This is a genomic window from Coprococcus sp. AF16-22, assembly GCF_003461545.1.
Taxonomy (GTDB): domain Bacteria; phylum Bacillota; class Clostridia; order Lachnospirales; family Lachnospiraceae; genus Coprococcus; species Coprococcus aceti.
In genome coordinates this window covers 233,219-248,184 of sequence record NZ_QTXH01000002.1, presented here as the reverse complement: position 1 = coordinate 248,184, position 14,966 = coordinate 233,219, and the positions used below count along the sequence as shown (strand labels likewise).

Genomic DNA, 14,966 nt, shown 5'->3' with positions numbered 1-14,966 from the left:
TGCAACTTTTCCAACCTTTTCGCGGTGATTTTTGCAACTTTTCCAACCTTTTTTCGGCAGATTATGCAACTTTGCGAGCTTTAGTAACAATTTTCTTTTATTTTACGGCGGGTCCTCCTTATGAAAATATCTGTCCGGGCAGTGTCTTTTTCTCTTTATATAGAAACTGCCTGTCGAATTCTTCCACAGCCTTTTCGTCCACGAAATATCCTTCTGGCGGAGCGTACTCACCCGTGACTCCATCAAGATATCCGGAAATCAGCTCCTTGCAGAGGAAAAACGATGCATCCTCCCCCTCATCAAGTCCATGATAGCGAATGCCAAACTCGCTTGCCGGTCTGAATCCGCTTTTGCCATAGAAATCAATATTCCCCTCAAAGCATAGTGCTCCGCAGCCGAGCTCTGCAGCTTTCTGCAACGAATAATCCAGCAGTATCTTTCCATAGCCCTTACGCTTAAGTTCATTCTTTATGCATATAGGGCCCATCGTCATAATTGGAACACTGCTTCCGTCATCCGCTGTTATTTCCGCCCTCATAAACATGTTCTGCCCGATGATTTCTCCATCTAACAGCATTACAAAATCCAGTTCCGGGACAAATGCACTGTCATTTCTCAGCTGATTGAGCACATAGTGTTCCAGGCAGCCGGGACGATACACATTCCAGAAACTGTCCCGCACCAGATTCTCGACTTCCCGGTATTCATCCTCTTTCTCCAGCCGTATAACCAGATCATCATTATGACTTACTTGCGTAATATTTATGTGAATTTGTCAAGCATTTTATATATTATTTTCTTACCTGTCTGGCAGCCTCAACCATATTTCTGAGGCTGGCGTCAGTCTCAGGCACACCTCTGGTCTTAAGACCGCAGTCCGGATTGATCCAGAGCTTATCCCTGCCTATCTTCGTGAGCATGACATTTACCGTCTTCACGATCTCTGCCACCGACGGAACTCTTGGAGAGTGAATATCATATACGCCAGGTCCCACCTCTGTCTCAAAGTTGTTCTCCCTGAGAGAATCCAGGATCTGCAGATCGGATCTTGACGCCTCAAATGTGATCACATCCGCGTCCATATCATCTATGGCAGGTATGATATCCGTAAATTCACTGTAGCACATATGTGTGTGTATCTGTGTCTCAGCCTTCACACCGCTGTGTGTCAGACGGAATGCAGGTATCGCAAAATCAAGGTACTCCGTATACCAATCAGATTTTCTGAGTGGAAGCTTTTCTCTGAGTGCAGCCTCATCTATCTGTATCATCTTTATTCCATGCGCCTCCAGATCCAGCACCTCATCTCTGATCGCAAGCGCTATCTGTGATATAGATTCCTTGATTGATATATCCTCCCTTGGGAATGACCAGTTGAGTATCGTCACCGGACCGGTCAACATTCCCTTCATGATCTTGTCTGTGAGCGACTGCGCATATACAGACCAATCAACCGTGATCGGCTTTTTGCGGTATACGTCACCCCATATCACAGGCGGCTTTACGCATCTCGTTCCATATGACTGTACCCATGCTTTCTCAGTGAACAGGAATCCGCCAAGTGCCTCACCGAAATATTCAACCATGTCATTTCGTTCATACTCGCCATGCACTAGCACATCCAGTCCGATGTCCTCCTGCCACTTTACACATTCCTTTATCTTTCCCTTTACAAAGTCCACATATTCCTGCTCAGATATCTCTCCCTTTCTGAGCTGTGCTCTCTGTGACTTCACATCCTTAGTCTGTGGGAATGAACCTATAGTGGTTGTCGGAAGCTCAGGAAACCCAAATTCCTTCTTCTGAAGTGCCTGCCTCTCGCTTCTCTTCGGAAGTCTTGCATAATCTGCCTCAGTCACTGCCGCAAGCCTCTGTCTCACCTCGTCGCTGTTGCAGTCTCTTGTTCCCGCAAATAACTCCTGATTCTTGTGGTATGCCTCAAGCTCTGTATAGTTATAACTCTCGGCAAGTGCCGCAAGCTCCGAGAGTTCAATAAGTTTCTCCTCTGCAAATGCAAAGAACCTCAGATAGTCCTGTGATAGCTTCGTCTCTTGCTTAAGTGTGTATGGCACATGAAGCAGTGAGCATGATGTAGACAGAACCACATCTATCTTCTTATCGCGGAGCTGCCCTACTACATTGAGAGTCTTGTCGTAATGATTTCTCCATATATTTTTGCCATTTACCAGGCCGGCAAAAAGTACCTTATCCCCAGGGAAGCCGTATCTGTCTATAAGCTGACCGGTCTGTTTGCCCTCTATAAAATCAAGGCCTATTCCGGCAAATGGCATATTTATGATATCTTCATACACATCCCTCACATCACCGAAGTATGTCTGGAGAAGTATCTTACAGTCTGCACGATCTGCAAATACCCTGTCATACACCCTGTGGAAAAGTGCCTTATCATCGTCATCCATATCTCTCACCAATGATGGTTCATCAAATTGCAGCCACTCCACATTCTCTTCATCGCACTCGGCGATAAGCTGTCTGTAAGCCTCTGCCACATCATCAGCAAAATCTTCTGCATTCTTTGATCCCACATATCTGCATAGCTTAAGCATTGTGTATGGTCCTATAACCACAGGCTTTGTCTTGATCCCCAGCTCCTTGGCCTCCTCGTATTCACCTGTAAGTTTCTCGCAGTCAAGGCTTATCACTGTGTCATCCTCTATCTCCGGAACTATGTAATGATAGTTTGTGTTAAACCACTTCTTCATCGCAAGAGCCTTCACATCCCCGGATTCTCCCTGATACCCCCTTGCCATGGCAAAGTACGTGTCAAGCTTTGAGACATTTAGCTCTCTGTATCTCTTTGGCACTATTCCGAGAAGAACTGCTGTATCAAGCACTATATCGTAAAATGAAAAGTCGTTGCACGGAATAAAGCCTATCCCTGCTGCCACCTGTGTCATCCAGTGTCTGTGTCTGAGATCCGCTGCAATTCCTGTAAGCTCCTGCGCCGTTATCTCATGTCTGAAATATTTTTCAGATGCAAATTTTAACTCTCTTAATGTTCCCACCCTTGGAAATCCTATAACCGATGTCTTCATCATATCCTCCTGCTCACTCACTGGCATATCTCATAGACCAGTGTTATTTTCTTGTTTGTTGTTGACATTATATGAAGCTCTGGTTCGCTTGTATAATACATAAAAATATAGCGCGGATATAGTTTTTTGCTATACCCACGCTATTTCTATGTCTTTTATTCTATGTCAGCTATGTGGCTTTAACCCTTCTCATATGTTCCGCCGCCTTCTCCCTCACATCTCCACAGGCAGGCTCTCCGTCATCCCTCATCTCGTTGAAGCGTCCCCTGTGCTGGAGCTTTCTCCGAGGAATTTTTACTGAATCTTCCGACTCGTCACTGCCAGCCGTGAGATAATTTGCCAACGCACCGAGATAGGTGTTTCCAAGTCTGCTGAGGATCGCCTTCCTGTGGACGATATACCCTATCCTCATATCGCTCTCATCCGCAAGTGGCACCGATATAATGTCCTTGCCGTTCAGCTTTTCATCTATGACACCGCTGCACACAGTATATCCATTCAGGCCTATCAGCAGATTGAACAGTGTCGCTCTATCCCTGACTCTTATATTTTTCTTTCTCTCCGTTGTGGAGAATATTTCCTCCGAGAAGTAAAAAGAGTTGTGCTCCCCCTGCTCAAATGACAGATATGGATACGCCTCCAGTTCTTCATTTGTTATGATATCATTCTTCGCCAATGGATGCTTTCTGCTTATGAACACGTGAGGCTTTGCCACGAACAGCTCATGAAATTCCAGGTCATTTGCCCGGAGGATCTTGTTCAGCACCTTCTCATTAAAGTCATTCATGAACAATATTCCGATCTCGCTTCTCATCCTGGCGACATCATCTATGATCTCATAGGTCTGTGTCTCCCTTATGCTGAAATCATATTCGTCCTGTCCATACCTCTTTATCAGGTCAACAAATGCATTTACCGCAAATGAATAATGCTGGGTGGACACGCAGAAGCTCTTCTTGCCGCCATCGTCCCCCTTGTATTTGTCCTCAAGGACCTTCGCCTGCTCAAGCACCTGTCTCGCATAGCCGAGGAAGACCTCGCCCTCTATGGACGGACTTATTCCCTTATTTGACCTGTTGAATATATTTATCCCCATCTCTTTTTCCAGCTCATGGATGGCATTTGTCAGGCTTGGCTGGGATATATACAGCCGGTTCGCTGCCTCGGTGATCGTGCCCGTATCCGCAACCATCACCACATATCTAAGCTGCTGAAGTGTCATATTCTCACCTGCTTTCTACTATTATTTTCTTGAACTGCTTTGCTGCCTCATTCAGCGGGTGCAGGCAGTCATACACAAGACATACATTCCTGTCCGGAAGCTTTTCCTCAAGTGAAAGCTTTACAACCTCTTTGTTCTTTACTGCCTCCCTCGCCATCAGTTCCGGTATAAATGCAAGTCCAAGCTCACACTTCACAAGTGGCAGTATCTGATCCGTGGTGGCCGCCTCTGTGTCCGGCGCAAGCTCCACGCCATGCTCCCTGAATATTCTGTCGTAGAATCTGAATGTCATAGTCTCCCTGCCTAGACAGATCATAGGATAGTTCCTCATCTCCGCAATGGACAGTTTTTGCTTTTTAAGTGAAGAAAATGTCGTTCCGCCGATAAGTATCTCACGATATGACTGCAGCACGATCTTCTTGAGAGGAGCCTCCACATCAGCCGGAGTTGTAACTACTGCAAAGTCTATACTTCCATTCTTCACTTCATCCACAGCCTGAGGTGTAGAATGGTTGTATATCTTGAGATTTATACCCGGATACGCCATGTGAAATGCCCGCAGTCTGTCCAACAGATATATATTTAACGCCGTCTCACTGACACCTATCGTTATACTTCCGTGAGTGAGATTCTCACCATCTGCCAGCTCATCCTCCGCCGTCAGAAGCTGTGACATTGCAGCCTCCACATATGAATAGAGCTGTTCCCCGTCTCTTGTGAGCTGTACACCCCTGTTTGTCCTGACAAATAGTATCCTTCCAAGCTGCTGCTCCAGGCAGTTCATCGCCCTGGTCACATTTGGCTGACTGTTTCCAAGAACCTTTGCGGCTTTGGTAAAGTTATGATATCTCGCAACATAATAAAATATCTTATAATACTCGAAATTAACGTTCATAATCTATTGTTAGCCACAGACTATATTACATGTCTGCTATACTCCCTTTCTTAAAATTATTTTCCATGCAGCATCCCCGACATATCATTTTGTTATCACTGCCATATCAATTATGATTTTCACTTATTGCTACTCCAATAGTATAATCTAACCAGATTTAAATGACAAGACAGCATTTATCATATGAAAGGATGCGCATATCTATGGAAGAAAAGACCATTTTCCCAAGGGAAGAAAAATCAGAAATATTATTTGAAAAAATCCTCAGGGATCCCTGGGCATGTGAAAAGCTCATGGACACATTCTGTAATTACCTGTTCTGCAATGATGACTTCGACTGCAATCTTTCACCGGAAGAATTTACAAAATCACTGCTCTCAGCTTATCTGGACAGAGATATGTCGGCATTCCTCATGTCCATCTGCAACAATACCATGTTCGATCTGCTAAGGAATTCCTACCTCATCCCATATCGCTTCAACGCCGATGGCAAGACCAATCCTGTCATCATGACCGGTGAGCACGGCGAACTTCTGCCTGAATTCAGAAACTCTGTAAGAGAAAAGGATTATCAGCACTTTCACGATATATACACACATATGACACACAACGAGAATATGTATCTTGCAAAGGCGTACAGATACAGCCATGAATACACTTCTGACAATATGGAAGTCGGACAGAAGATCCTTGAGGAGTGCACTGGAGTCCTGCTCATCAGAGAGCTGCCGGACACGGTAAAGCTCAAGGAAACCGAAGCTGAGGCATACTGTGCTGTGTGGGACATCATGGTTGAACTGGAGAAGAATCTTCCCATGGCATTTGTATTCTACGGTCAGGATACTTTGGACAAACAAGGCATGCGATATGACGAGCTTGGAATATTCCTGCCGGATTCACTGCTCATGAAGAATCTGGAAAGACACGTTGCGAAAGCCGAGGCGATCATATATGCGGAAAAGTAAGAATGCAAAAAACGCAAATGCAGAATCGTACATAGACATTATGGAGAAAAATCACATGGAGATCCCATGGCATGACTACGCCAGTGCCGACAGCAATGTACTCATATGCAAGGCAGGTCTGATTGAAAAGGCTTCTGTCATAGGCAGAGTCGGTCTTATCATGCTCTCATGCGGAACAGGTGCATGGCGTGTCCGTACTTCCATGAACAGGCTTTCCAAAGAACTGGGTGTCACATGTACCGTCGATGTCGGACTCATGTCCATAGAATTCAACTGTTTTGACGGTCACGACTGTGTATCACAGTCCCTGTGCATCGCCAATACAGGCGTGAACACCTCAAAACTCTACAGAATGGAGCAGTTTGTTGACAATTTTCCAAATGAAGAGGCGCATCTGACCGGTGAGGAAATCCATCAGAGACTTGATGAGATAGAAAAAATACATACCTTGTACTCTCCTCTCCGTCTCGGACTTGCCTCTGCCCTCGCTTGCTGTGCCTTCACATTTCTTCTAGGCGGCGGGCCTGTAGAAATGATGCTGGCATTTGTCGCAGCTGGAATTGGAAACCTCATAAGGACAAAGCTTATCAAACACCATTTTACTTTATATATGAACATAGCGGTATCCGTGTCAGCCGCTTGTCTTGTGTACGCACTGCTGCTAAAGGCCGCTGAACTGGCATTCCATATACCCGCCTTCCACGAAGCCGGATATATCTGCTCAATGCTGTTCATCATACCGGGTTTTCCATTCATCACCAGCGGCATAGACCTTTCAAAGCTGGATCTGAGATCAGGACTTGAGAGGCTTACATACTCGATCATCATTGTGCTTGTGGCAACGATGTTCGCATGGATCATGGCGCTTCTGCTGAAGCTTCACCCACAGGATTTTGTAGCACTCGACATAACACCAGGACTTCATCTGGTATTCAGATTGATTGCCAGCTTCTGTGGTGTGTTCGGATTCTCCATCATGTTCAACAGCTCCATACACATGGCCGCCACAGCCGCTGCCATCGGTGCCATAGCCAACACTCTCCGTCTTGAACTGGTAGATCTTGCCGGCATCCCTGCAGCTGCCGCCGCATTTGCCGGAGCCCTCACGGCCGGACTGCTCGCTTCATTCATCAAAAGCACCAACGGTTATCCGCGAATCTCTCTGACAGTCCCATCCATAGTCATCATGGTTCCAGGGCTTTATCTTTATCGTGCAATATACAACTTTGGAATCATGTCACTTTCCGATGCCGTGTCCTGGTTTGCAGCTGCCATCATGATCATCATAGCCCTGCCACTTGGACTGATATTTGCAAGGATCCTGACGGACAAAACCTTCAGGTACTGCACCTGATCCCCAAATGGGGACAGGCACCTCCGTCCCCCAGATGGGATCAGCGCCTGAATGTCAAATCTACAACCAAGGAGTATATGAACCATGAAGTTTTATCCACATAGACAAATGTCAGAATCTTTCATCACTGCGGCCTTCCTGTCAGTATCAGGAGGTCTGCAGGATGCATATACCTATATATTCAGAGGAAAGGTATTTGCAAATGCACAGACAGGCAACATAGTTCTTCTCGGTCAGAATCTTGTAGACCGAAACTGGAGAATGTGTGTACACTATGCCGTTCCTCTATTATTTTTTGCGCTTGGAATTGCTGCTGCCGAGTGTATAAAACAGAAATTTCAGAATATGCAGCAGTTTCACTGGAGACAGATCGTTGTATTGTGTGAGATTTTTCTGCTTCTTATCGTGGGATTTCTTCCCATAAAACTCAATCTTCTCGCAAATGCCATGGTTTCATTTTCATGTGCCATGCAGGTTCAGGCATTCAGGAAGGTCAACGGCTACGCATTTGCCAGCACCATGTGCATTGGAAATATCCGAAGCGGCACAGATGCCCTGTGTGCATACTTCAGAACAAAGGACAGGAACACACTGTTCAAATCCCTATGCTACTGGGCGATCATCCTGCTATTCGGAATCGGTGCCGCTGTGGGCGGTCACTTCATCCGTATATTTGATATGAGGACCATCTGGTTCTCCTGCTGTCTGCTGTTCGTGAGCTTTCTGTTCATGTTCATCAAGGAAGAGAGAGAGTAAAAATGAGCTTACGCGAGTCCTCAAGGAGCAGACGCATGAAAAGGCGCTTCGCGCGGCGTCTGCGTGATATATCGTCAAGCTTTGCTTGATGACCTACGCGCACATCAGTGCGCTTCCAGACATCATAAGGGATCTCCTCTATCGACAACTACCTGGAATCCGAACGCCTCTGCGCGCCTGTCAAGGCAGCCGCGGCACTGAGCTGATTCCTCCCCCGTGCATATCTTGTTGTCGTAGAGCTCGTATTTCTTTCGGACAGACACAGGAGACAGATTCGGCATGACCACATTCGCACCGTGCATAAACCCACGCTCCCTGCCATCCGCCGCTATCGTTCCGAGAGATGTGGTGGATGGTATGAGTGCCTTCGGGAACATCAGTCTCAGCAGGCTTATCATCACCAACGTCTGCCTGACCGTTCCCTGCTTCATCTTCGCAAATGGCGTCTCCTTGTGAGGAACATACGGCCCGATTCCTATCATCTGTGGTTGCAGCTTCGCAAGGAAATGCAGATCCTCGGCCAGATTCACCGGCGTCTGATACGGCGATCCCACCATGAATCCGCTTCCCACCTGATACCCAAGACTTTTAAGATTATACAGACATCTGACTCTGTTGTCATAGCTCATCGAATCCGGGTGTAATCTTTCATAATGCACCCTGTCCGCGGTCTCATGTCTCAGAAGATATCTGTCCGCCCCGGCCATCCGCCACAGCCTGTAAGTCTCATATGGATGCTCGCCAAATGACAGCGTGACAGCACAGTCCGGATATCTCTCCTTGATGCACCTCACTATGTCAGCTATAGCCTCATCCGAAAAGCCTCCGTCCTCGCCTCCCTGAAGCACAAATGTGCGAAATCCCAACACATATCCCTCATCGGCACAAGCCAGAATCTGATCCATTGTCAGACGATATCTGTCCACATGGCTGTTGCTCTTCCTGATACCGCAGTAGTAGCAATCATTCTTGCAAATGTTCGTAAACTCGATAAGTCCTCTTATATATATCCTGTTGCCAAAACTCTGATGAGCCAGATCGTAAGCCTTCCTTCTGAGATACTCAAAGTCAGAGAGATCATCCTGAGAGCTCTGAGGGTTCTCTGAATCCGACAAAATTCTTATAGCTTCACCCAGCTCATTGACTCCCGGCAGTTCACCTCTGCCCTGTCCATATTCAAATGTCTTATCTATGATATCTCTAACTTTTCCCATATAAACTCTATACCCTGTTTTTACATTTATAACTCTGTATGATCAAGTGACTTCCGATACAAGGTAAACAAAGTTACATCCAGATACTCCATTCCATCCCTTTCTACTCCGTCATACACAGCAGACTCCTAATGTGCGCAAGTCTGGCATCAAACTGATCATAGAAATCCTTCTCCGCATCATACATTCCCACATACATAACCTGCAGCACCAGCATGGTCTGATTTCTCGCTGTCTCATCCTCGCCAGCGCGCATATACTCGATCAAGTTTCTCTGCATGTCCTTCTGGAACTTGTGCCAGTCATTTATATATTTCGTGTACCGCGGCAAGTCCTCTGTATCTATCCATTTCGACACCTTGACCTTAGTCCTGCCCGCGCGCTCACACTCATGTATCTGCAGGATGTATCTGAATCCGTCATCGGTGTAATATCTGCCAAGTGGAAAGAGTCTGCAAAAGCCAGGTCTCGCGCTATGGATGCTGCATCTGCCCTCATCGTTTAAGAATGGGCACTTATCCGCCGTCATCCTTATATTTGGAAGCACCAGACCATCCACCACATTGACCTCAAGCTCCTTTTCAAGCAGCTGTGTAAAGTTCTTTCCGGTCTCCTTACAAAGTCTCATCACGTCCAGTGGATCAAGGATGATGGAACTCCCCATCCCTGTGCAGCAGGCATGGCACCCCTTGCACTCATCGCAGTACGCCTTCACCATATCATTTGCATCGTATAATCTTCCATCTGAGATATCTTCCAGTTTCTCATTTCTTATCATAGCAGTAATCCTCAATCATTTTATTATTTGTCTACAGAACACCATACTTGATCCGCACCCTGTCAAGCTTCTCAAGAAATGGTCTTGCCAACAGCCACAGGAATATCACCGTTGCAGTTCCATGCACCACGTCAAATGGGAATCCCGTCACATATGACGCTATGATCATGCTCCTGTTCACAGCCGGCTGCCAGATTATCACCGACGCCGGATTCATTATTCCGCCGTATATCAGGATACAGATAAGTGCACCGAATATGCACAGTCCAAGCTTTGTCGTGTTCTTTGTCCGCACTCCGCTTTTGGAGAAGAAGAGTCCCGCCAAGAACCCCACCAGTCCCATGGCAAACATCTGCCATGGAGTCCACGGACCCTGCCCCATCAGGAAATTAGACACGAACATGGACATTGCGCCGACCACAAATCCTCCTTCGCAGCCAAATGCCACTCCGGATATGATCACTATGGCCATGGTCGGGCTGAAGTTCGGGAGCATGAAGAATGCCGCCCTGCCCGTGACGGCCAGAGCACACATAACCGCCAATATGACTATATCCCTTACCTTGGGCTTTCTTCCCTCAAATGATACGAAGAACGGGATCATTGCCTCTATTATAATCAGCAGAGATATAAAATAATATTTTTTGTCTCCAAGTCTCTCGCATCCAAACCATATCGTAAGTGGAATCACAACGAGCATAGCCGCTATGCTGAATATCGTTCTCCTGACGGATCTGTGACCGGCAGCTTCCATGACGATATCCTCGTTCTTCTTTCTGGTGACAGGCCTTATAGCAAGGAGCAGCCCCGCTATGGCACATATCATCACTCCATACATAGCCAGATATTTCCATCCCTTTGACGTGATGGTCATCCCTCTCTGCACAAGATCTGCCAGATTGGACTGGGCCATGGTCTGCCAAAAGCAGAATATGATGATCACCGACGTGACAGATATCGTGAGTATCTGCCACCATTTCAGGGGATCAGCTTCGCGCTCCTTCGTCAAAGTTATGTCCTTTATTATAGCATCATCGTCGATCCTGTTTCCGTCTCCACATACCGTCCTCGACTCCCTGACTCCATATGCCTTCAATATATCAAAAACAGTAACAGCACCATGAAGTATTCCCTGGGAGATCCTTGCCGCCGCAGTGGTGAAGAAATTGTTGCCCGCCAGATATTCCTGTACACCGTTCACTGTGGCAAGCTCGCCATCGAACAGCAGCGCTATGCGGTCTCCCGCCACAGCGCAGAATTCCACATCATGACTCACCACCACTATGGTCTTGCCATGTCGCTGCAGATCTCTGAGCATACACTTGAGTTCTGCCTTGAACCCATTATCAAGCCCCTTTGTCGGCTCATCCATGAGCAGAATATCAGGATCATACAGAAGTACCTTTGCAAGTGCCAGCCTCTGCTTCTCTCCTCCTGACAGATCGTAAGGATGTCTGTCCATCAAATGCTCCAGCTTACAGAACCTCACTGTGTCCACCAACTTTTTTCTGTCACTTGCGTCCACCAGTTCTTCCCGTACAGAACGTCTTGTGAAAAGAAGCTCCGGGTTCTGTGGGAGCATGCCCACACTTTTACCCTGTTTTATCTTTATTCTTCCACGGTACGGCTTATTTACCCCCGCTATCAGGGAGAGCAACGTCGACTTACCGCATCCGTTGCTTCCATTTATCATAAGTATCTCATTATCGTATATGTCAAGATCCAGACCGCGAAGTACTTCCTGCGAACCCTTGTCGTATCTGAAGTGAACCTCATCTATCCTGACTGCCCAGGACTTGTCCTGACGATTCGCAATTTTTCTTGTAGTTTCTACAGCACCATGGTCAGTTTTCTGACCATCTGCCTCCCTGGCATCCCCTTCATCCACCAGCACATACCCAGGCGCAACCTCATGCCCCGATTCCCTGTACTTACTGTCAAACTGTGACAACCAGTTTCGCCCCTCCGCTACGGTCACCGGAGATTCATCCGAGCCATCAAGCCCCAGATACACCTGGACAGCCGCCGGCATGGAGAGATACAATCCATTTCTGTTTATACCTTTTTCCTTTAACCTCTGTCCTTCATTTTTCAGGGTGGCAGCTACCTCCTTGACAGTTCCCTGACACAGCACTGTGCCTTCATCCATGACCACCGCTCTGCTGCACACCGGAAGCACCTCCTCCAGCCTATGCTCAGTCATGATGATGGTCGTGCCAAGCTCCCTGTTGATTCTCACAAGACATGCTATGAATTCATTCGCAGCTATCGGATCGAGCTGGCTGGTTGGTTCATCCAGTATCAGCACCTCCGGAGACAGAGCCATGACCGACGCAAGATTCACCATCTGCTTCTGTCCGCCAGACAGCTCTGCGACACGCCTGTGGAATATCCCGGATAACCCGAAGAATGAACACATCTCCGCAACGCGTCGTCTGATATATCCATTATCGTATCCCAGACTCTCCAATCCAAATGCCAGCTCATGCCACACTTTATCAGTGACAAGCTGTGCATCGACATCCTGCTGTACAAATCCGATCTGCCTTGCTGATGTCCGGTCATCCATCTCCTCCAGGCTTCTTCCTTTGAACTCTATCTTCCCGGACGATCTTCCGTGAGGAGCGATACTTGTCTTCAACTGCCTAAGAAGTGTGGTCTTTCCACATCCGGAACTTCCCAATATGACCACGAATTCCCCCTGCCCCACTGATAGTGTCACATTTTTCAATGCATCAGGCAAATATCTCTCGCCCGAATCATCATTGCTATCGGGATATGCAAATGTCAGTTCTTTTATATCTAATATATTCACCGCTTCTCCTTTGTCACATTTTGCGAATCTTAAAATTTTCTTTTGCCTGCATATATATTGGAACACATATAAGACATACATACACTACATACATACTTACAGTAAGTGTACCACTTATACTTCCTCTTATAGACGGATAATACCAGAACGCAAATCCTCCGCACACACTGCCGGCCAGCACATACAATCCACACACAAGTATAAATGCAAGCGCTTTAGTATCACTTTTTCTAAATCTATACAGTGAATATGCAGATCTTCCGGAAAGTCCATATCCCCTTGATCTCATACTGTCTGCAGTGACAAGCGCCCGTTCAAGAGCCCAGGTTACAACGGCAGAAGACACATGGCAGCCCGTTCTAATTCTCACAAAATACGAACCTTTTGGTTTGTATCCAGATGCCCTCTGAGCTCTGTACACCTTTCCAAACTGTCCTGCTATGTCCGGAATAAACCTCAGTGTCATGGAAAGTATCAGAGACAACACTGGCGCCGCCTTGCCGAACAGATACACCATCTTGTCCGATGATATAACGCAGTTAAAGCACGAAAACCAGCATATCACTGTCACCAGCATAAACGCAGCCATGATTCCATACATTATAGACTCCAATGTCAACGGATTTCCAGACGGAAAATATGTGAGTATCGTCACTCCCTGATGGCTGAACGCCGGGTTGATGAGCGCCGTCAGCAATATAAGCGGGATCATATATTTTATATTAGTCCTGAAGCCATCATATCCCCTAAGCAATACCGAATACACAAATGCCCCTATAAAAGACATGCCCAGGCAAACCGGATGGGTAAATGCCAGGGCATATCCTATAGTGAATATAAAGTATACCAGATTGACTATAGGGTGATATGTGGAAAATGAATCCTGTCTTTTCACAATTATATTTTTATCTCCTATCAATCACTATGTCCAGTACCCATGTCTCAACGAATCTGTCAATGCATCTCGGATCCAACATCTGCTCCCAGGTCACATGTATAGAGCCATTTTATCACATCTCCCTGCTTGAGTTCATAGCTTGAACAGCCATAATTCGGGAACCAGCCATTTACCGAGTACATCCAGCCTGAGCCATCACCACAGTCAAATTCATACAGATTGTGAATTCCTTCTATATAATAACTTCCATACATAGGCGTCCATGAATATTCAAGCTGTATACCATAATCCCTGCACACCGACTTAAGCACTTCGAATACTGTGTCCCCCTCCTCAAATGTGGCAGTCACAGTTCCCAGAATGACACCATCATCAGGTACATAGTCCTTTTTCTCCGGTCTTAGCAGTTCCAGATTGTCAAATATTGTGGAACATCCTATTGATATAGTGCAGCTGTAGGTTTTCTTCGGCGCTTCAGTTGTATTCTCTGTAGTTGCCTTTGTCGTGGCAGAAGAATCAGCAGTTGTCTTATCCGGTTTCCGCTTTTCCGTAGTCGTCGTGGTCCCCGGTTTCTTCTCAGTTGTTTTTTGAGACTCCGTGGTGGTATTCTTCTTTGTAGTAGCCTCCGTCTTCTTCTCCGTGGTTGTCTCAGTATTTCGTTCCGTCACATTCTCCGATGTGCTCTCATCGGAAGTCTGATATTCTTTTTCCGATGTATCAGAATCCGAATGAGTTCCTGAGGAGGTATCGGTTACAGAACTGTCTGATTTCTTTTTCTTGTCATTCCCTGCATCAGTATTTTCCTCTGTCGCACTCTTCGTTGTCTCCGTCAGTTCCGCACCGCCTACAGCTTCAGTTGTGACTCCCTCTTCGGTCTTTTCCAGCTTGAAACCTCTGGCCCCCGGCGCATTTCCTCCGTACCAGAAAGCCCACACCAGGATCAGCAGAACAACCACAGCTCCGCCTATATGTTTCTTATATTTCTTTACAAATTCTTTGATCTTATCCATATA

12 protein-coding genes are annotated in these 14,966 nt (G+C 46.6%); 3 read left to right on the top strand and 9 right to left on the bottom strand.

The annotated features are described in order from the left end of the window. Positions 1 to 118 precede the first annotated feature (118 nt). The 4 genes from DWW60_RS03775 to DWW60_RS03760 form a co-directional block, all read right to left on the bottom strand. The gene (locus DWW60_RS03775) at positions 119 to 721 is read right to left on the bottom strand and encodes a GNAT family N-acetyltransferase (RefSeq protein WP_330417739.1); all 603 of its coding nucleotides are present in this window, start codon (positions 719 to 721) and stop codon (positions 119 to 121) included. A 70-nt stretch (positions 722 to 791) separates the two neighbouring features. Then, the gene (metE, locus tag DWW60_RS03770) at positions 792 to 3,056 is read right to left on the bottom strand and encodes a 5-methyltetrahydropteroyltriglutamate--homocysteine S-methyltransferase (RefSeq protein WP_117874401.1); all 2,265 of its coding nucleotides are present in this window, start codon (positions 3,054 to 3,056) and stop codon (positions 792 to 794) included. A 169-nt stretch (positions 3,057 to 3,225) separates the two neighbouring features. Next, positions 3,226 to 4,278, bottom strand: coding sequence for a LysR family transcriptional regulator (locus tag DWW60_RS03765; protein ID WP_117874400.1), 1,053 nt, complete (start codon positions 4,276 to 4,278; stop codon positions 3,226 to 3,228). A 4-nt stretch (positions 4,279 to 4,282) separates the two neighbouring features. Beyond that, positions 4,283 to 5,173: a LysR family transcriptional regulator gene (locus tag DWW60_RS03760; protein WP_015534579.1), complete on the bottom strand. Its 891-nt coding sequence runs from the start codon at positions 5,171 to 5,173 to the stop codon at positions 4,283 to 4,285. Between the two features lie 203 nt (positions 5,174 to 5,376). Here DWW60_RS03760 and DWW60_RS03755 point away from each other — a divergent pair, with 203 nt between their 5' ends. From DWW60_RS03755 to DWW60_RS03745, 3 genes are all read left to right on the top strand, one after another. Beyond that, positions 5,377 to 6,138 carry a DUF4866 domain-containing protein gene (locus DWW60_RS03755; protein WP_055280157.1) on the top strand — a complete coding sequence of 254 codons (762 nt, stop codon included), beginning with the start codon at positions 5,377 to 5,379 and terminating at the stop codon, positions 6,136 to 6,138. Next, positions 6,125 to 7,492 (top strand): threonine/serine ThrE exporter family protein, encoded by a 1,368-nt coding sequence (locus tag DWW60_RS03750; RefSeq protein WP_055147433.1) that lies wholly within the window; start codon positions 6,125 to 6,127, stop codon positions 7,490 to 7,492. The genes DWW60_RS03755 and DWW60_RS03750 overlap by 14 nt, the downstream gene beginning before the upstream one ends. A gap of 84 nt (positions 7,493 to 7,576) precedes the next feature. Next, complete coding sequence (locus DWW60_RS03745; RefSeq protein ID WP_015534577.1) at positions 7,577 to 8,248, top strand: YoaK family protein; 672 nt, start codon at positions 7,577 to 7,579, stop codon at positions 8,246 to 8,248. 122 nt (positions 8,249 to 8,370) lie between these two features. Here the strand turns inward: DWW60_RS03745 and hydE are convergent, their stop codons facing one another. The 5 genes from hydE to DWW60_RS03720 all read right to left on the bottom strand — a co-directional run bounded on the left by hydE (position 8,371) and on the right by DWW60_RS03720 (position 14,963). After that, a complete protein-coding gene (gene hydE / locus DWW60_RS03740; RefSeq protein ID WP_015534576.1) occupies positions 8,371 to 9,462 on the bottom strand; it encodes a [FeFe] hydrogenase H-cluster radical SAM maturase HydE in 1,092 nt (363 codons plus the stop codon). A gap of 103 nt (positions 9,463 to 9,565) precedes the next feature. Then, positions 9,566 to 10,240, bottom strand: a complete 675-nt coding sequence (locus tag DWW60_RS03735; RefSeq protein ID WP_015534575.1) for a YkgJ family cysteine cluster protein — start codon at positions 10,238 to 10,240, stop codon at positions 9,566 to 9,568. 31 nt (positions 10,241 to 10,271) lie between these two features. Next, entirely contained in the window at positions 10,272 to 13,055 is a 2,784-nt protein-coding gene (locus DWW60_RS13635) for an ATP-binding cassette domain-containing protein (protein ID WP_117874399.1), read from the bottom strand. Positions 13,056 to 13,068: 13 nt separating this feature from the next. Next, positions 13,069 to 13,950 carry an energy-coupling factor transporter transmembrane component T gene (locus DWW60_RS03725; protein ID WP_243002910.1) on the bottom strand — a complete coding sequence of 294 codons (882 nt, stop codon included), beginning with the start codon at positions 13,948 to 13,950 and terminating at the stop codon, positions 13,069 to 13,071. Positions 13,951 to 14,009: 59 nt separating this feature from the next. Next, positions 14,010 to 14,963 (bottom strand): DUF4430 domain-containing protein, encoded by a 954-nt coding sequence (locus tag DWW60_RS03720; RefSeq protein WP_117874398.1) that lies wholly within the window; start codon positions 14,961 to 14,963, stop codon positions 14,010 to 14,012. Between the last annotated feature and the right edge of the window lie 3 nt (positions 14,964 to 14,966).